This window comes from Mesorhizobium shonense, from assembly GCF_040545255.1.
Lineage (GTDB): Bacteria > Pseudomonadota > Alphaproteobacteria > Rhizobiales > Rhizobiaceae > Mesorhizobium > Mesorhizobium shonense.
This window is the reverse complement of the sequence record NZ_JBEPLM010000001.1, coordinates 746,790-764,033: the sequence shown is the minus strand read 5'-3', so window position 1 is coordinate 764,033 and position 17,244 is coordinate 746,790. Positions and strand designations below refer to the sequence as shown.

General features: G+C 64.0%; 14 protein-coding genes. 4 read left to right on the top strand and 10 right to left on the bottom strand.

From position 1 onward, the window contains the following. Window positions 1–42 precede the first annotated feature (42 nt). A complete protein-coding gene (locus ABID26_RS03905) occupies window positions 43–954 on the bottom strand; it encodes a LysR family transcriptional regulator (protein WP_354413916.1) in 912 nt (303 codons plus the stop codon). Window positions 955–1,044: 90 nt separating this feature from the next. Here ABID26_RS03905 and ABID26_RS03900 point away from each other — a divergent pair, with 90 nt between their 5' ends. After that, on the top strand, window positions 1,045–1,839 hold the full coding sequence (locus tag ABID26_RS03900) for a phytanoyl-CoA dioxygenase family protein (RefSeq protein WP_354413913.1): 795 nt from the start codon (window positions 1,045–1,047) through the stop codon (window positions 1,837–1,839). Between the two features lie 178 nt (window positions 1,840–2,017). After that, the gene (gene purD / locus ABID26_RS03895; RefSeq protein WP_292302872.1) at window positions 2,018–3,298 is read left to right on the top strand and encodes a phosphoribosylamine--glycine ligase; all 1,281 of its coding nucleotides are present in this window, start codon (window positions 2,018–2,020) and stop codon (window positions 3,296–3,298) included. On the opposite strand, the gene melA (ABID26_RS03890) is transcribed toward purD, so the two are convergent. The 6 genes from melA (ABID26_RS03890) to melA (ABID26_RS03865) all read right to left on the bottom strand — a co-directional run bounded on the left by melA (ABID26_RS03890) (window position 3,299) and on the right by melA (ABID26_RS03865) (window position 12,272). Beyond that, window positions 3,299–4,669, bottom strand: a complete 1,371-nt coding sequence (gene melA / locus ABID26_RS03890; protein ID WP_354413911.1) for an alpha-glucosidase/alpha-galactosidase — start codon at window positions 4,667–4,669, stop codon at window positions 3,299–3,301. It abuts the gene before it with no gap. 20 nt (window positions 4,670–4,689) lie between these two features. After that, entirely contained in the window at window positions 4,690–6,360 is a 1,671-nt protein-coding gene (locus ABID26_RS03885; protein WP_292372590.1) for an ABC transporter ATP-binding protein, read from the bottom strand. Between the two features lie 9 nt (window positions 6,361–6,369). Continuing rightward, window positions 6,370–7,509 (bottom strand): ABC transporter permease, encoded by a 1,140-nt coding sequence (locus ABID26_RS03880; RefSeq protein WP_292372592.1) that lies wholly within the window; start codon window positions 7,507–7,509, stop codon window positions 6,370–6,372. Then, entirely contained in the window at window positions 7,510–8,517 is a 1,008-nt protein-coding gene (locus ABID26_RS03875; protein ID WP_292372594.1) for an ABC transporter permease, read from the bottom strand. A 113-nt stretch (window positions 8,518–8,630) separates the two neighbouring features. After that, window positions 8,631–10,709: an ABC transporter substrate-binding protein gene (locus ABID26_RS03870; protein WP_292342412.1), complete on the bottom strand. Its 2,079-nt coding sequence runs from the start codon at window positions 10,707–10,709 to the stop codon at window positions 8,631–8,633. A gap of 96 nt (window positions 10,710–10,805) precedes the next feature. Further along, window positions 10,806–12,272, bottom strand: a complete 1,467-nt coding sequence (gene melA, locus ABID26_RS03865) for an alpha-glucosidase/alpha-galactosidase (protein ID WP_292372596.1) — start codon at window positions 12,270–12,272, stop codon at window positions 10,806–10,808. Between the two features lie 247 nt (window positions 12,273–12,519). Here melA (ABID26_RS03865) and ABID26_RS03860 point away from each other — a divergent pair, with 247 nt between their 5' ends. Further along, the gene (locus ABID26_RS03860; protein WP_292372598.1) at window positions 12,520–13,362 is read left to right on the top strand and encodes an AraC family transcriptional regulator; all 843 of its coding nucleotides are present in this window, start codon (window positions 12,520–12,522) and stop codon (window positions 13,360–13,362) included. A gap of 119 nt (window positions 13,363–13,481) precedes the next feature. On the opposite strand, the gene ABID26_RS03855 is transcribed toward ABID26_RS03860, so the two are convergent. From ABID26_RS03855 to ABID26_RS03845, 3 genes are all read right to left on the bottom strand, one after another. After that, window positions 13,482–14,591 carry a glycoside hydrolase family 25 protein gene (locus ABID26_RS03855; protein WP_292372845.1) on the bottom strand — a complete coding sequence of 370 codons (1,110 nt, stop codon included), beginning with the start codon at window positions 14,589–14,591 and terminating at the stop codon, window positions 13,482–13,484. A 148-nt stretch (window positions 14,592–14,739) separates the two neighbouring features. Beyond that, window positions 14,740–14,934, bottom strand: a complete 195-nt coding sequence (locus ABID26_RS03850; protein WP_292372600.1) for a type II toxin -antitoxin system TacA 1-like antitoxin — start codon at window positions 14,932–14,934, stop codon at window positions 14,740–14,742. 10 nt (window positions 14,935–14,944) lie between these two features. Further along, a complete protein-coding gene (locus ABID26_RS03845) occupies window positions 14,945–15,181 on the bottom strand; it encodes a hypothetical protein (RefSeq protein ID WP_292372602.1) in 237 nt (78 codons plus the stop codon). A gap of 275 nt (window positions 15,182–15,456) precedes the next feature. On the opposite strand from ABID26_RS03845, the gene ABID26_RS03840 reads away from it, so the two are divergent. Continuing rightward, entirely contained in the window at window positions 15,457–17,226 is a 1,770-nt protein-coding gene (locus tag ABID26_RS03840) for an acyl-CoA dehydrogenase family protein (protein WP_292372604.1), read from the top strand. Window positions 17,227–17,244 lie beyond the last annotated feature (18 nt).

Genomic DNA, 17,244 nt, shown 5'->3' with positions numbered 1-17,244 from the left:
GTGGCAGCAGCGGCAGGCGGCGTCAAGCGGCCGCGTTGTCGCTCAAGCAGTGAAAACATCGTGACTGGCGAACCACCCTTTTGCGACCTCGATAAAGGCTAGCGCCGCTTTCGGCAGGCGCTGGCGCGTATCATGGGTCAGGATGATGCGCTGCATGGGAAGCGGATCGGAGAGCGGTTTGCAGACCAGCGGCAAGCCGTCATAGCTCCTGTCGCCATGCGGCCTCGTATAGCTGACGGCGACGCCGAAGCCGTTGGCCACCATGGAGCGCTGCAGCTCGAACGAGCTCGTCGATGACTGCGCGATGGGCGACAGGCCGCGGCTGAGGAAAAGATCGAGCATATGCTGCCAGCTGTGCGGCTGGTCGGTGCTGATCAGCGGATAGGCGGCGAGATCCGCCAGGCTGACGGTCCGCTTGTCCGCCAGCACGTGACCGGCCGGCAGCAGCGCGTGCGGCCGAAGCTCATGCAGAAGGACGCGCTTGAAATGCGCCGGCAGGCCCAGATCGTAGGTCAGGCCGAGATCGATGGCGCTGTCGGCCAGTCGTCGTCCGAGCGTCTCGAAGCTCTCGTCGCGGACAATGACGGTCACCGAGGGACAGCGTTCCGAAAACGAGCGGATCAGCGCCGGCGCGAAGTAGGGCGCCAGATCCTCGAAGCAGCCGAGCACCAGCTCGCCGCCGACATCGGCCTCGCGCGATCCGAGCGCGGCCAATTCATCCGCCTCGCTGAGAACCTGCCTGGCCTTCGCCACGGCGCTGCGGCCGAACGACGTCAGCGCGATGCCGCTCCCGCGCTGACGCACGAACAGTTTTTGGCCGAGCGCATCCTCGACATTGTCGATCGCTACCGAGATCGAAGGCTGCGACACATTCAGCGCCCTGGCGGCCATGGTGACGCTGCCATAGCGCGCCACGGCGACGAGATAGCGCAACTGCGTGAGGGTCAAAGCCATAGAGTAAAACTATAAGTGAGATGACAAGTTATTATTTTACTCGATATGGGGCGCCTGCGATAGTCGGCTATCGAACCCACGGAGAGTGCGATGGCCAACCCAAAAATCGATGCCGGAACGATTGCCGACTACCGGCGCGACGGCGCGGTCTGCATCCGCGGCGCCTTCAAGGACTGGGTCGACGTCATCGCCGACGGCATCGAGCGCAACATACAGAACCGCAGCGCCACCGCCTCCGACATCGCCGGCGGCAAGGGCAGCTTCTTCGACGATTACTGCAACTGGGAGCGCATCCCGGAATTCGTCAGGATCGTGCGGGAATCGCCCGCCGCCGAACTGGCGGCAGCCGTCATGCAATCGCGCAGCGCGCAATTCTTCCACGACCACGTTCTGGTCAAGGAGCCCGGCACGCAGAAGCCGACGCCCTGGCATCAGGACATTCCCTATTATTTCGTCGACGGCAGCCAGACGGTGAGCTTCTGGATTCCGATCGATCCGGTGAAGGAGGCGACGCTCAGGCTGATCGCCGGCTCGCATAGATGGGAAAAGATGGTCCTGCCGGTGCGCTGGCTGAACGACGCCAATTTCTATGCCGGCGAAGGCGACTATCTGCCGGTGCCCGATCCCGACAACGACCCTTCGATGAAAGTGCTTGAATGGGAGATGGAGCCGGGCGACGCCATCCTGTTCGATTTCCGCACCGCGCATGGGGCGCGCGGCAACATGACCTCGGCCAGGCGCCGGGCGCTGTCGCTGCGCTGGGTCGGTGACGACGCGCATTATGTCGAGCGGCCGGGCCGCACCTCGCCGCCCTATCCGGGCCACGACATGAAGCCCGGCCAGAAACTGCGCGAGGACTGGTTCCCCGTCGTTTTCCGAAGCTAAGTCATCTTCCGGAGCTAACCAGGCCGGATCGGTTTCTTCTTGACCGGCAAAATTGCCCGATCACGTCTTGATGCGGGCCATGTTCCCGTGTGCAATCGCCACCAAAACGCCAAGACGCCTTGACCCGTCGCTCGCGGACCAATAGCGGGTTCAGGGAGACGATCAGCAAGAGGTGGCCATGAACGTTCTTCTTCTCGGCTCGGGTGGCCGCGAACATGCGCTTGCCTGGAAGATCGCCGCCTCGCCGCTGCTGACGAAGCTTTATGCCTCGCCCGGCAATCCCGGCATCGGCGGCGTCGCCGAACTGGTCAAGCTGGATATGTCCGACCATTCCACTGTGGCCGCCTTCTGCCAGGAGAAGAACATCGACCTCGTCGTGGTCGGTCCGGAAGGCCCGCTGGTGGCCGGCATCGCCGATGACCTGCGCCCTTGGGGCATCCGCGTCTTCGGACCGTCCAAGGCTGCGGCGCGGCTCGAAGGCTCGAAAGGCTTCACCAAGGACCTTTGCGCGAAATTCAACATCCCGACCGCCGCCTATGGCCGCTTTGGCGACCTCGCCTCGGCCAAGGCCTATGTCGAGAAGACGGGCGCGCCGATCGTCATCAAGGCCGACGGGCTCGCTGCCGGCAAGGGCGTCACCATCGCCATGACTCTGGAGGAGGCGCTCGCCGCGCTAGAGGCCTGTTTCGAGGGCGCTTTTGGCGCCGCCGGCGCCGAGGTGGTCGTCGAGGAATATCTGACCGGCGAGGAGGCGAGCTTCTTCTGCCTGTGCGATGGCGCCACCGCGCTGCCCTTCGGCACCGCGCAGGACCACAAGCGCGTCGGCGACGGCGATACCGGCCCGAACACCGGCGGCATGGGCGCCTACTCGCCGGCGCCGGTGATGACGGCGGAAATGACCGAGCGCACCATGCGCGAGATCATCGAGCCGACCATGCGCGGCATGGCCAATCTCGGCGCGCCCTTCGCCGGTATCCTGTTTGCCGGACTGATGATCACCGACCAGGGCCCGAAGCTGATCGAGTACAACACCCGCTTCGGCGATCCGGAATGCCAGGTGCTGATGATGCGACTCAAGGACGATCTGCTGGTCCTGCTCAATGCCGCCGTCGACGGCCAGCTCGCGCACATGTCAGTCCGCTGGAGCGACGAAGCGGCGCTGACGGTGGTGATGGCGGCAAGGGGCTATCCCGGCACGCCGGAAAAGGGCTCGGTCATCCGCGGCCTCGACGAGGCCGCGAGCGAAGGCGCCGAGATCTTCCACGCCGGCACCGCCATCAACGGCGGCGCGCTGGTCGCCAATGGCGGCCGCGTGCTCAACGTCACGGCAACCGGCGCCACGGTTGGCGAGGCGCAGAAAAAGGCCTACGCGGCGATCGACCATATCGACTGGCCGCAGGGTTTCTTCCGCCATGACATCGGCTGGCGCGCCGTCGAGCGCGAGAGGATTGGCGCCTGATCAGGCGGCCTTGCTCCTGCCATCCTTGCGCGCCCAGGCCGGCAGCCAGTCGCCGTGAGCGGCGAGAAGGTCGTCGACCAGTGACCAGATCTGGTCGAGGTCGAGCTCGGCCGCCGTGTGCGGGTCCATCATCGCCGCGTGGTAGATGTGCTCGCGGTTTTCGCTCATCAGCGCCCGCACCGTCAGTTCCTGAACGTTGACGTTGGTGCGGATCAGTGCGGTGAGTTGCGGCGGCAGCTCGCCGATATAGGTCGGCTGGATGCCGGAGGCATCGACCAGGCACGGCACTTCCGCCGCGCAGTCGAAAGGCAGCGAGGTGATGCAGCCATTGTTGCGGACATTGCCGTAGATCACCGACGGCTCGCCGGTCCACACAGAATTCATGATCGAGGAGGCGTATTCCTTGGATTGCTCGACCTCGATGCGGTCGGCCGAGCGATAGGCCTCCGCCTGGCCCTTCCAGCGCTCGATCTGCTCGATGCAGCGTTTTGGATATTCGTCGAGCGGAATGCCGTATTTCTCGATCAGGTCGGGGCGGCCGTCCTTGATGAAATAGGGCGTGTATTCGGCGAAATGCTCCGAGCTTTCGGTGACGAAATAGCCGAGCCGGGTCAGCATCTCGTAGCGCACCTTGTTCGGGCAGCGCGGGTTCCAGCCCGGCTTCGGCGCCCGCCCTTCGCGATAGGCGCGGACGAGATCCGGATAGAGGTCGCGATAGGACCCGTCCGGCTGGCGATGCTCGAACTTGAGATAGAAGGCCATGTGATTGATGCCGGCCGAGCGGTAGCGGATCTCCTCATAGGGAAGGTCGAGATCGTGCGCCAATTCCATCGCCGTGCCCTGCACCGAATGGCAGAGCCCGACCTGCCTGATTTGGTGGTATTTCTCGGCGATCGCCCAGGTGTTGATCGCCATCGGGTTGACATATTGCAGCATGATCGCCTCCGGGCAGACGGCGAGCATGTCCTCGCAGATCTTCCACAGATGCGGCACGGTCCTTAAGCCCCGCATGATGCCGCCGACGCCGAGCGTGTCGGCGATCGTCTGGCGCAGGCCGTATTTCTTCGGCACCTCGAAATCGGTGACGGTGCAAGGCTCGTAGCCGCCGATCTGGAAGGCGACGACGACGAAGTCGGCGCCGGAGAGCGCCTTGCGCTGGTCGGAATAGGTCTCGGCCTTGGCCTTCACGCCGAGCGTCGCGATCAGCTTGTTGACGACGATGGCGCTTTCTTCCAGCCGCTGCGGGTTGATGTCCATCAGCGCGATCGTCGCGCCCGACAGCGCCGGCCGCTGCAGCACGTCGCCGACGATGTTCTTCATGAACACCGTCGAGCCGGCGCCGATGAAAGTGATCTTGGGATTTCTAGCCACTATGAACCTCCGGCATATGGTCACGCCACGTCGAAAGCGGCCCTGACGAGCCGTTCGGTGTAGGCGGTCTTGGGATTGGTGAGGACCTCGTCGACGGGTCCCTGCTCGACGATCTTGCCGTGCTGCATGACGATGACGCGGTGGCACAGCGCCCGCACCACCTTGAGGTCGTGCGAGATGAAGAGATAGCTCAGGCCGCGCTCGTCCTGCAGCTTGCGCAACAGGTCGATGATCTGCGCTTGCACGGAAAGGTCGAGCGCCGATGTTGGCTCGTCGAGCAGGATGAATTCCGGCTCCAGCGCGATGGCCCGCGCGATCGCGATGCGCTGCCGCTGGCCGCCGGAGAATTCATGCGGAAACCGCGACAGGATATCGCCGGGCATGCCGGCGCTGACCAGCGCCTCGCGCACCCGCTCGATGCGCTCGCGCCGCGTCGCGCCTAACCTGTTGACCACCAGCCCTTCCTCGATGATCTGGCCGATCGTCATGCGCGGGTTGAGCGAAGAGAACGGATCCTGGAAGACGATCTGCATGCGCGAGCGCAGCGGCCGCATCTCGGCCCGCGACAGGCCCTCGATCGGCTTGCCGTCGAAACGGATTTCGCCGCGCTTGGCGTCCAGCAGCCGAAGCAGCGCCTGGCCGAACGTGGTCTTGCCGGAGCCGGATTCGCCGACCAGTCCGAGCGTCTCGTGGCGGCAAAGCTTCAGGTCGAGGTCGTCGACCGCGACCAGCTCGCGCCAGTCGGGCTTGAGGAAGTTGCCGTGGCGCAGCGTGAAGCAGACGCGCACGCCATTGGCCTCCAGGATGGTGCCGGAGCCCTCGGGCAGCGCCTTCGGCCGTCCGCGCGGCTCGGAGGCGAGCAGCCGCTGCGTATAAGGGTGCTGCGGATCGGCGAAGAGCCGTTCGGTGACGTTATGCTCGCGCATCTCGCCATGTTGCATGACGTAGACGTAGTCGGAGAACTTGCGCACCACGGTCAGGTCGTGCGTGATCAGGATCACCGCCATCCGCAGTTCCTTCTGCAGGTTGCGGATCAGGTTCAGTATCTGCGCCTGCACCGTGACGTCGAGCGCCGTCGTCGGCTCGTCGGCGATCAGCACGTCGGGCTCGTTGGCCAAAGCCATGGCGATCATCACGCGCTGGCGCTGTCCGCCGGAGAGCTGGTGCGGATATTGCTTGAGCCGCGCTTCCGGCTCGGGGATTTGGACATGCCGCAAAAGCTCGAGCGCCCGCGCCCAGGCTTGCCTGCGGCTTACCTTGCGATGCACCCTGATCGCCTCGACGATCTGGCTGCCGACCGTGTAGATCGGATTCAGCGAGCTCATCGGCTCCTGGAAGATCATCGAGATGCGGTTGCCGCGCAGCTTGCGCCGGGCGCGCTCGGAGAATTTCAGGACGTTCTGCCCGTGATAGTCGACGCTCGACCGCGGCGACACCGTCGCTCGCCGCGACAGCAGCCCCATCACGGTGCGCGCCGTCACCGACTTGCCGGAGCCGGATTCGCCGACAATCGCGATCGTCTCGCCGCGATAGAGCTGGAACGAGACGTCCTTCACCGCCTCGACGATGCCGTGCTCGACCTTGAAGGCGACCTCGATGTTGCGGGCGTCGATGACGGGCTGGTCATGGCGGCCATTGTGGTCGTGCCTGACGGCTGGAGCGAAGGATTCGGCTAGCGCGACGGTTGTCATCCAACCACCTCAATAAGGATCGACGGCATCGCGCAGGCCGTCGCCCAGCGCGTTGAAGGCAAAGACGGTGACAAGCACGAAGCCGACCGGTGACAGGATCCAGGGATAGGTGCCGATGACCGAGTAGGTCGCGGTGTCCTGCAGCATCAGGCCCCAGGAGATCAGCGGCGGCTTCACCGCGAAGCCGAGGAAGCCGAGGAAGGATTCCAGAAGCACCACCGTCGGGATCGCCAGCGTCACGGCGACGATCACGTGGCTCATCACATTGGGGAAGATGTGCTGCATGATGATGCGCCGGTCGGTGGCGCCGACCGCCATGGCGGCGCGCACATAGTCGATCCGCGCCAGCGCCAGCGTCTTGCCGCGCACCTCGCGCGACATCTGCGCCCAGCCCAGCGCCGACATGACGATGATGACGAAGGCGAGGAAGACGTTGGTCGGCGCGGTGACCGGGATCAGCGTCGTCAGCGCGAGATAGAGCGGCAGTTGCGGGAAGGCGAGCACAAGTTCGACGAAGCGCTGCGTCCAGACGTCGAACCGGCCGCCGAAATAGCCGGAGGCCATGCCGACGCTGGTGCCGATGACGGTGATGATGAAGACGACGGTGAGCGCGATCATCAGCGAGACGCGCGAGCCATGGATGGCGCGCGACAGCACGTCGCGGCCGAACTTGTCGGTGCCGAGGAAATGTACCGGCTGGCCGTCCATCGAGCCGAAGAAGTGCCGGTTCGCCGGGATGAGCCCGAGGAGCTTGTAGGGCGCGCCCTCGACGAAGAAGCCGAGCAGGCGCGGATGGTCATAGTCGGGGCCGAGGATCGGCTGGAAGGTCACCGGGTCGAGGTCGGTCGATTCGGCCAGCGCATAGATCCTGGGACGCGCGATGAAATTGCCGTCCTTGTCGTGGAAGCTTGGCACCTCCGGCGGCGCGAAGGCGATATCGGTCGCCTTAGGGTCCAGAGGCGCCAGGAATTCCGCGAAGACCGCCATCAAAAGCAGCAGCACGACCAGGCAAAGCCCGGCCATGCCGGTCCAGGAGCGCTTCAGCCGGCGCCAGACCAGCGCGATGTAGCTTTCATTGCCGTGCGCGGGCTCGGCAACGGCGACGCCTTCGGCCGGCATTGGTGGGGGTGAGGGATCGCGCGCCAGCATCTAACGCTCTCCGAACTGGCGCACGCGCGGATCGAGCAAGGCGAGCAGCATGTCGGCGATGATGTTGCCGACGATCAGCGTTGCCGACAGCACCATCATGAAGGTGGCCGTCACATAGACGTCGCCCACCGCCATCGACCCGACGATCGCCGGCCCGACGGTCGGCAGCGCGAAGATGATCGCAGTCTCGATCTCGCCGGTCAGCATGTAGGGCAGCACCACGCCTTGATACATGACCAACGGGTGCAGCGCGTTGGGCACGGCATGGCGCATCACCACCGCGCCGCCGGTCAGACCCTTGGCCTTCGCCGTCTCGACATATTGCGCGTTGAGCGTGTCGAGCAGATTGCCGCGCATGACGCGCATGTTGTAGGCGAGCCCGCCGAAGGTCGCGATCGCCACGACCGGCCAGACGTGCTTGACGAGGTCGACGAATTTCGCCCACGACCACGGCGCGCCGCCATATTGCGGCGAGAAGAACGAGCCGATCTCCGACACGTTGAACTGGAAGACCAAGAGATAGACGATGATCAGCGCCATCAGGAAGCGCGGCACCGTCATGCCGAGGAAGGAGATGGCCGAAAGTGTGGAGTCGATCCAGGAATATTGCCGGGTCGCCGCCCATATGCCGAAGCTTATGCCGAGCACCGAGGCGAGCAGGTGGCAGACCAGCGCCAGAAGCAGCGTGCGCGGCAGGCGCTCGCCGACCACGTCGGCCACCGGCTTGTTGTAATAGAGGCTGTAGCCGAAATCGCCGCGGGTGACGATGCCGCCGATCCAGTTGAGATACTGGACGGGCAGCGGCTTATCGAGGCCATGTTCCTTCCGATAGGCCTGCGCCTGCGCTTCGGCCTGGGCGTAGGAGGCTCCGCCCTGGTTGATCAACTGCGAGCGGATATAGTCGGCATAATCGCCGGGCGGCGCTTGGATGATGGCGAAAGTGACGAGGCTTAAGATGGCGAGGACGGGAAGCGCCGACGCTATGCGCATGAGCAGGAATCGCAGCATGGACGGTCCGCTTCCTTTGTCTGGCCGGTCGCTCCCTCGGGTGCGTTCGGAGGTTCTATTTGTCCGGCCGCGCCGCGGCGCGGCCGGACGTCTCTTCGTCAGGGAGGTAAACCTTACATCGGACCCTTGTCACCCGGTTTGCCGGGAAGCTCTTCCGGGTACAATTCATACTTGGCCTGCTTGTCGGCCGCGACAAAGATGCGTTCGCGGACGATCGAATCCTCGGCCCAGTTGAACATGAAGATCGGCGTTCCCTGCGGGATGTTCGAGAAGCGCTTGTTGATGATCAGCGCGCCTGGATATTCCGTCAGGCCGACATTGTAGACGTTTTCCGTCGAGATCTTCTGGAATTGCCTCATCAGATCCGCGCGCTGGTCGTTGTCCTGCGTCGTGACGAACTTGTTGACGATGTCGACGAGGTCCTTCTCGAACGGCATCAGATCGACTTCGCCGCTTTCCGGCGCGCGATGGTTCCAGCTGGTTTTCGGGCCGACGGGAGCGAGTTGCTCCGTGTTCTGCACGACTGAGGTGAGCTCCTGGTCGTTGCGCCGGATCAGCCAGTCGAAGCGGCCGGAATATTGGATCGCGTCGCGCTGCGTGCCGTTGACCCCGTTGAGCACGACCCTCAAGCCCAGTTTCTCCATCTGCGCCACGACGCCTTCGGCAAGGCTCTTGTCGGTGGTGTAGTCGTTGTTGACCAGCATCACGATCTCGACATTCTTGCCGCCGGCGGTGCCGGCCGGGAAGTTCACGAAGCCGTCGCCGTCGGTATCCTTGAGCCCGGCCTTGGCGAGCTCGGCCTTGGCGCCTTCGAGATCGAACGGATAGTAGACGGTCGACTTGCGGTCATAGAAGCTGGTGCCGGAGGAGAAGCCGCCGGGATAGATGGCGGTGAACGGTCCCTTGACCAGCGAATCGCCGAGCGCCTTGCGGTCGACCGCCATGGTGACGGCCTTGCGGAAATCCTCGTTGCGGTTCAATTCGCGGATCGCCTGGCCGCGCTCGTCCGGGTTGCCCCAGCCATTGGCGGAAAAGTTCATACGCAGATTGTAGCCGATCAGTCGCGGGCCGAAGGCGAGGCGCGCAGGTGCATTCTTGTCAGCCGCGCGCTTCAGCGAGGCGACGAAATTCTCCGGTTGTTCGAGGTTGGAAAAGTCGCCCGAACCCGCCACAGCCTGCACGTCTCGATCGGCCCAGGTCGAGAGCTTGTATTGCAGCTCGTTGAGGTAGGGCAGCTGGTTGCCCTTCTCGTCGACCTTCCAATAGTAGGGGTTGCGGCGCAACACGATGATGTCGTCCGGCCGGTATTCGACCGGCACCCAGGCGCCCATTACCGGCAGGTTCATGTATTCCGGCGGGAAGGCGTTCTTGAACTGGTCGTAGGTGTTCTTCGAATATTTCGGATGCTGCGGCTTGAGGATATGCGCCGGGCCGGGGCAGAAGGTGCCGTAGGCCATCGCGTAGAGATACTGTCTCGGGAAGGCCTCCTTGAAGGTCCACTCGACGGTGTAGTCGTCGACTTTCTTGAGCGTCGTGCCAACGCCGAAGGTTTCCGGTGTCGCGCCGTTGAGCGGCGAGACGTTCGGATCGACCACTTCGTCGTCCCAGTAGAACATGACGTCGTCGGCGTTGAAGGGCACGCCGTCCGACCATTTGGCGCCTTCGATCAGATGCATGGTCAGCTTGTGGCCGTCGCTCGACCAGTCCCAGCTCTTGGCGAGGTTCGGCAGCGGCTCGGTGTCCTTCGCCTCGACCTGGAACAGCGGCGCCGTGCGCGTCAGGCATTCGGAGAGGCCGATATCGATGCCGCCCCAGCCTTGCGTCTGGCCGGCGCCGTAGTTCCAGCCCTCCGGCCGGCCGCCGATGACATGGCGCATCGTATCGCCATAGACGCCTGTGCCGTCCGTCATGTTGGCGGTTTTGAAGACCAGCGGCTCCTTCGGCAGCCTGTCCTTCACGGGCGGCAGCTTGCCGGTCTTGACGTATTTCTCCGTCACCCAGTCCGGCTCGTGATATTCGGGCAGCGCCTTGAACTCCAGGATGGAGTCGCGCGCCACATAGTGGATCTTGCCCTCGGCCGGGAACGTCGCCGGCTCGGGCGGGATCGTCGGCTCGGATGCGAAGGCGTGTGCCGGAACGGCAACGCTCAGCGCCAGTCCGGCGGCAAAGCCAATTTTGCGTAAGGTCCTCATCGTCTCCTCCCAGTTGTTTGGACGCCTGCTGCTGCCCGCCTCTTGTTCTGGACGGCTGATTTGGCGGACGTGCCTCCTGCACGTGCGCCTGCCATCTCAGCCGGCCTGTTTGAGTGCCGCCTTTTCGGCGCGCAATTCCTCGATCGAGCGTACGCTTCGCCGCGCCGCGCCCGCCCATTCGCGTGTCTTGACCTTGGATTTCGAAAGCCGCTCCTTTGCCGCCGGAACGGCATCTGCGTATTGGGGCAGCCAGGCGGCCTGGGCGACGACCATCTCGTCCACCATCTGCCAGACCTCCTCCGGCGTCGACACCGCGCCGACCAGCGGGTCGTGCAGCACCGCGAGCTTCAAGAGGTCGATGTCGCCGGCGATCGCGGCATGCACCGACATCCTCTGCACGTTGATCGAGGCCATGCAGGTGGCCGCGCACGCCTCCGGCAGCGTGATGCCCGCGGCCATGTTGATGCCGAAGCGGTCGACGAAGCCGGGCGATTCGATGATGGCGTCCTGCGGCAGGTTGGCGATCACGCCGTTGTTCTTGACGTTGAAGTGGCCGCGATAGACGCGGTTGGTCTCCAGCGCCTCGAGGATGTGGCTGGCATGCTCGTTGGAGCGCCTGGCCGGGTCGATCGGCTTCGAAGCCGCTTCGAGGAATTGCGGATATTCCGTCTCGAACCAGTTGCGGGTTTCGGTCGAGTAGCGCAGATAGCCGCCCGTCTCGCCATGGATCCAGTCCGACATGTCGATCCAGCGCGTGATCTCGTCGGGGCGCTTGCGGTACCAGGGCAGATATTCGGACAGGTGGCCGTTGCTTTCGGTCGAATAGACCCCGAAACGCTTCAGCACGTCGATGCGAAGCTTCTCCTGTTTCGAATAGACCGGATGCGCCTCGAAGGCGGCGACCAGCTCGTCCTTGCCGATCGGCCGGCCGTTCAGCCGCAATTCGATGAACCAGGTCTGGTGGTTGATGCCCGAACAGACATAGTCGAGCTCCTTGGGCGACTTGGCGCCGAGCACTTCGGCGATCTGTTCGGCGCCGTGCTGGACGCCGTGGCAGAGCCCGACCGTGTCGACCTTGCCGTATTCGATCGCTGCCCAGGTGTTCATCGCCATCGGGTTGGCGTAGTTGAGGAACTTGGCGCCGGTTTCCGCGACCTCGCCTATGTCCTTGCAGAAGTCGAGGATCACCGGAATGTTGCGCTGGCCGTAGAGGATGCCGCCAGCGCAGATCGTGTCGCCGACGCATTGGTCGATGCCGTATTTCAGCGGGATGCGGATGTCGTCGGCATAGGCTTCGAGGCCACCGACGCGCACGCAGCTGATGATGTAGCGCGCCCCCTCCAGCGCCTCGCGGCGGTTCGTGGTCGCCGTCACTTTGGTCGGCAAATTGTTCGCTTCCACGATCCTGTCGAGGATCGCCTTGATCATCCCGAGATTGTGCTCGCTGACATCGGTCAGCGCGAATTCGATGTCCTTGAACTCCGGGACGCATAGAATGTCGGTGAACAGCTTCTTGGTGAATCCGACGCTGCCGGCGCCGATAATAGCGATTTTGAAGCTCATCACCTTCACCTCGATCCAATCAAATGCTAGGCAAGGAGCAACAAGGGAGGATATGGCCGCCGCCCAACGGCGTGCGTGCCATTCAAGCCGGAAATCCGGCTTTTTCTCCTCCCGCCCGCTCCTCGACCGCGGGTCTCTCGCGTTCTGAGAAGCCGGATTATGCGCTTATTCGCCGGCGCGGCCAGAGAAGGATTATGCTTTCGAGGGTAATTTTGTGCTGCGAGACCTGATCGCCAATGGAAAGTTGATGCGCACGATCTCGCTGCCGCGCGGCCGCCAGCGCCTGCATGCCATGCCGACCAGCACCGGCTATGAGGTGCGCGAGGACGAGACCTATGACTGGGACGGGCGAAGGCGTGGCCAGACGCCGTTCACCGTGCTCCAGCACACGATCAGCGGCACCGGGCAGTTGCGCTACGAGGGCCGCAACTATCGCCTGCAGGCGAACGACACGCTGCTGGTGCTGGTGCCGCACAACCATCGCTACTGGTTGGGCAAGGGCGACCGCTGGGAATATTTCTGGATTTCGATGAATGGCGAAGAGGCGCTGCGCATCCACAAATCGATTCTTAGCGTCTCCGGTCCCGTGTTCCGGCTGCAGCCGGCGACCATCGATCACCTAGCAGATTGCAGTCTCCGCCTCATCAAGGGTGCCGCTTCGCCGGGCGCCGCCTCTGCGGTCGCTTACGAGGCAGCGATGGCGCTCTACGACGATGTCTTCGGTTCGCACGCTTTCGCGGAAAAGCAAAGCGCCATGCAGCCGGTCATCGACCACATCAACGCCAATCTCGACAAGCCGCTGCCGGTGGCGGAGCTGGTCGAGATCAGCGGCCTCAGCCGCGCCCATTTCTCGCGCTGCTTTGCCGAGAGCGAGGGCTTGCCGCCGGCCGAATTCGTGTTGCAGCAAAGGCTGCAGCGCGCGGCGAAGTTGCTGACCAAAGCCGATTTCCTGCCGGTCAAGGAAGTCGCGATGCTGTGCGGCTTCGAGGACGCGAATTACTTCTCCAAGGTGTTTCGCCGTTGCTACGGCATCACGCCGACGCAGTTTCGCACCACCGGCATGTATGCCAGCCTGGGCAACCATCGCTGACGGCATCTAGAGCATGTCTCCCGAAAGTGGGAACCGGGTTCGGGACGAAGACATGCGTAAAATCAAAAAACTAAAGCGCACAGAGCGAATCTGAAAGATCGCGACGCGCTTTAGAATGATCAGCGGCGCGACCGATCGGGTGTCGTCGATGCGGTGCTCACCGGGTCGGCAGCGGCGAAGGCTGCGTCAAGCTGTTCGGGCGTGCGCTGCCCGGCCCGCTTCCAGGCGACATATTGGACGATGCCGAAACCTGGGCGCTGCGGCACCGTCTTCACCACCGGCATGCGGAAACCGTCGCGGAATTTATTCCAGCGCGCGCCGAGCACCGCGACCAGCTCCTCGATGGTCGGCGGCGTCGCGACATCGGCATAGGTGATGGTGACCTTGCCGGCGAGGCCCGCTTCGCGCGGGATCGGCACCGGGATCGAGGCGAGGTAATCCGGCGGCACATCGATCAGTCCGCCGACGGCCCATTGCCGGCGCAATTCTTCCGCCTTCATCGGCGCGACGCTGACGTCGATATCGTTGGGCGTGCCCGGCACGCGATAAGGGCAACTGAAGCGGCCGCAATTCGCCCGCGCCGAGAACTGCCAGAGCGCGTAGCCCTGCCAGTTGCCCATCGGGAAATGCACCTCGATGTCCGGCTTGTAGCGCGCGTACCAGAGCGGCAGCCGCGACAAGAGCCGGTAAGTGTAGCGGTTGTCGGCGATGTACTGGGCGGTCTTGCCGTTCGAGTAGAGCACCGGGAAGCGGCCGAGCCGCCTGTGCACCTGACGCACGAATTCTTCCGCGTCCTCGAGCGACATCCATTGCGTCGGGTCGATGCCCTCGATGTCGAGGGCAATCAAATCGTCCGGCGCCGGCTCGGCGAAATCGACGAAATTGTTGGCCTGCTCGACAGGATTGCCGGGACGGGCAAGGTGATAGGCGCCCCATTTCAGGCCGAGCGCCTTGGCCACCACCTTGCGCGTCTGGAACAGCTCGCGCGTCACCGCATAGCGCTTCCACAACGCCTTGCAGAGCTTGACGTCGGTCTCGCCGCCGAAGCAGAAATAGGGCGGTGGCAGCCCGTCGGAGGCCTTGTTGATGAAGCCGACGACGCGCTTGTCGGTGGCAAGCTGCGCCCAGTCGATTGCGTTGTACTCGTAGGCGTCGATCACCAGCGCCCGGTCGGCATTCTTCCACGGCTCGGAGAAATCCGAGGCCTTTGCCGCCGTGCCCAGCGCCATCGCCGCCGCGAGAAGCGCCAGGCGGCGAAGAGGGCGCGCCGGCTTTTTCAATCAGGGTGTCCCCACTGACCAGGGGACGATCCTGAACCGCTATGGTTAAGGAAGTGCTTTCAGGTCCGAAGAGCTTTAGCACTGGGGCCCATAGTGGCTACCGTGATTCAATGACCAGGCTTTTGTAGGCGTCGAAGGCTCGGTGCAGCGCTTCATTCGGCTCCGGCGGGTTCGCAATTGCCTCGACCAAAGCGAGTTGATCTGCGGCCGACAGCCGGATGCTGGTGGTCCCGCTGCTGATCTGCTGCACCGCATCGAGGAGGGCGCTACGGGGAGTCCGTTGGCTTGGCATTGTAGCGACCTCAGCGCCGGAACAGCGACTGCACCTCGAATGGATCGGGCGCCGGCTCCTGCGGCAGCGTGCCTTCGGCGGCGCGCTTCGTGTGATGCGCCAGCGAGCATTGCGGCGAGCACAATATGCCGCGATCGGTCCAGTAGGCCGGTCCATGCTCGATCTTGCCCTCGTGGTACCAGAACCCCGTGGCCCGGTAAGGGAGGCCGCATTCGATGCAGCGATAGACTTCAGGTCTGGCAAGCATGGGAGTTCCCAGTGCACGATGTCTCTCTGGTCTGCCAACGGCAGATAATACCAGTCGGATGTAGTCCGTTATCGCAGAAATTTCGAGAGATTGGATTGTACCTTTCAGTGGCAATCAGCAGCCTTGAAAATTAGCCAAAGCCTTCGCTTGCAAAATCCGCGTGACAAAGTTTGACGTTTACGTAAAAAGAAGCCGACGAGGCCGACCCAAAGGCGGATGGTTTCGCGGCGGCTGAGATCCTACGATCCATCGGCCGGAACGGAGGAGGAGCAGTTATGTATCGCGCACCGGTCGAGGACATCGCCTTCACGTTGAAGCATGTGGCCGGCCTGAAGCCGGCATTGGACGCCGGCACCTTCGGCGAGCTCGGCGAGGACCTTGTCGACGCGATCCTTTCCGAGGCCGGTCGCTTCGCCAGCGAGGAAGTGGCGCCGCTCTACAAGATCGGCGACGAGCATGGCGCGGTGCTGAAGCACGCTTCCGTCACCACGCCGCCCGGCTGGAAGGAGCTTTACCGCCGCTGGATCGACGGCGGCTGGAACGCGCTGTCGGGGCCGGAGGAATTCGGCGGCCAGGGCCTGCCCACAATGCTCGCCGTCGCCGCGCTCGAAATGTGGAACTCCGCCGCCATGGCCTTCGGCATCGGCCCGACGCTCACCATCGGCGCGGTGGAAGCCCTCGACAAGCACGCGTCGGAGGAGCTCAAGGCGAAGTATCTCGCCAAGCTCGTCTCCGGCGAGTGGATGGGCACGATGAACCTGACCGAGCCGCAGGCCGGTTCGGACCTCGCGGCGCTGCGCACCCGCGCCGAGCCCGCCGGCGACGGCACCTACCGCATCTTCGGCCAGAAGATTTTCATCACCTATGGCGAGCACGATTTCACCGACAACATCGTCCATCTGGTGCTGGCCAGGCTGCCCGACGCGCCGGCCGGCACGCGCGGCATCTCGCTGTTCCTGGTGCCGAAATTCCTGGTCAATGACGACGGCTCGCTCGGCGCCCGCAACGACGTCTTCTGTTCCAGCCTCGAGCACAAGCTCGGCATCCATGCATCTCCGACCTGCACCATGATCTATGGCGACGGTTTTGAGGGCGCGGCCCCGGGCGCGATCGGCTGGCTGGTCGGCGAGGAGAACAAAGGTCTCGCCTGCATGTTCACCATGATGAACAACGCCCGCCTTGCCGTCGGCATGCAGGGCGTGGCGGTGGCCGAGACGGCGACACAGAAGGCGATCGCCTATGCCAATGAGCGCCGCCAGGGCAAGGCCTCGGACTATGCCGGCTCAGGCATGGCGCCGATCGTCCATCACCCGGACGTGCAGCGCAATCTTTTGACCATGCGGGCGCTGACCCAGATCGCGCGCGCCATCGCCTATTCCTGCGGGCACGCCATCGACAGGGCGCGCGTCGCCGAGGGCGAGGCCGCCGCCACCTGGAGCGACCGCGCAAACCTGCTGACGCCACTGGCGAAAGCCTTCTCCACCGATGTCGGCGTCGAGGTTGCATCGCTTGGGCTGCAGGTGCATGGCGGCATGGGCTTCATCGAGGAGACGGGTGCTGCCGCGCTTTATCGCGATGCCCGCATCGCGCCGATCTATGAAGGCACCAACGGCATCCAGGCGATCGACCTCGTCTCGCGAAAACTGCCGCTCGGCGGCGGCGAGCATGTCCATCGCTACATCGGCGAATTGAAAGCCGTGGCCGATGCGGTGCGCACCTCCAACATCGAGGGTTTTGGGCGCACCGCCGACAATCTCGATCGTGCGCTCACTGATCTCGACGAAGCGACCCGCTTCCTGCAAGGGCTTCTGGCCGACGGCAAGGCCGATACCGCGATGGCCGGCGCCACGCCCTACTTGCGCCTGATCTCGCTCGCTGCCGGCGGCGCCTATCTGGCGCAGGGCGGGCTGGCCGACCGCGGCCGAGTTCCGCTTTGCCGCTTCTTTGCCGAAAACCTGCTTGGCGAGACGCGTGCCCTGAAGGAGCGCGTCATCGACGGCGCCGATAGCCTCGCCGCGGCCGGCAAGATGCTGATCTCCGCCTGAACATCCTGGCATTCGAAG

What these genes read in the sequence shown, in the direction of transcription:
- ABID26_RS03840 (WP_292372604.1), top strand. Translation starts at nt 15,457, where the DNA reads ATGTATCGCGCACCGGTCGAGGACATCGCCTTCACGTTGAAGCATGTG.
- ABID26_RS03905 (WP_354413916.1), bottom strand. Translation starts at nt 954, where the DNA reads ATGGCTTTGACCCTCACGCAGTTGCGCTATCTCGTCGCCGTGGCGCGC.
- melA (WP_292372596.1), bottom strand. Translation starts at nt 12,272, where the DNA reads ATGAGCTTCAAAATCGCTATTATCGGCGCCGGCAGCGTCGGATTCACC.
- ABID26_RS03850 (WP_292372600.1), bottom strand. Translation starts at nt 14,934, where the DNA reads ATGCCAAGCCAACGGACTCCCCGTAGCGCCCTCCTCGATGCGGTGCAG.
- ABID26_RS03870 (WP_292342412.1), bottom strand. Translation starts at nt 10,709, where the DNA reads ATGAGGACCTTACGCAAAATTGGCTTTGCCGCCGGACTGGCGCTGAGC.
- ABID26_RS03855 (WP_292372845.1), bottom strand. Translation starts at nt 14,591, where the DNA reads ATGGCGCTGGGCACGGCGGCAAAGGCCTCGGATTTCTCCGAGCCGTGG.
- purD (WP_292302872.1), top strand. Translation starts at nt 2,018, where the DNA reads ATGAACGTTCTTCTTCTCGGCTCGGGTGGCCGCGAACATGCGCTTGCC.
- ABID26_RS03845 (WP_292372602.1), bottom strand. Translation starts at nt 15,181, where the DNA reads ATGCTTGCCAGACCTGAAGTCTATCGCTGCATCGAATGCGGCCTCCCT.
- ABID26_RS03900 (WP_354413913.1), top strand. Translation starts at nt 1,045, where the DNA reads ATGGCCAACCCAAAAATCGATGCCGGAACGATTGCCGACTACCGGCGC.
- ABID26_RS03880 (WP_292372592.1), bottom strand. Translation starts at nt 7,509, where the DNA reads ATGCTGGCGCGCGATCCCTCACCCCCACCAATGCCGGCCGAAGGCGTC.
- ABID26_RS03875 (WP_292372594.1), bottom strand. Translation starts at nt 8,517, where the DNA reads ATGCTGCGATTCCTGCTCATGCGCATAGCGTCGGCGCTTCCCGTCCTC.
- ABID26_RS03885 (WP_292372590.1), bottom strand. Translation starts at nt 6,360, where the DNA reads ATGACAACCGTCGCGCTAGCCGAATCCTTCGCTCCAGCCGTCAGGCAC.
- ABID26_RS03860 (WP_292372598.1), top strand. Translation starts at nt 12,520, where the DNA reads ATGCGCACGATCTCGCTGCCGCGCGGCCGCCAGCGCCTGCATGCCATG.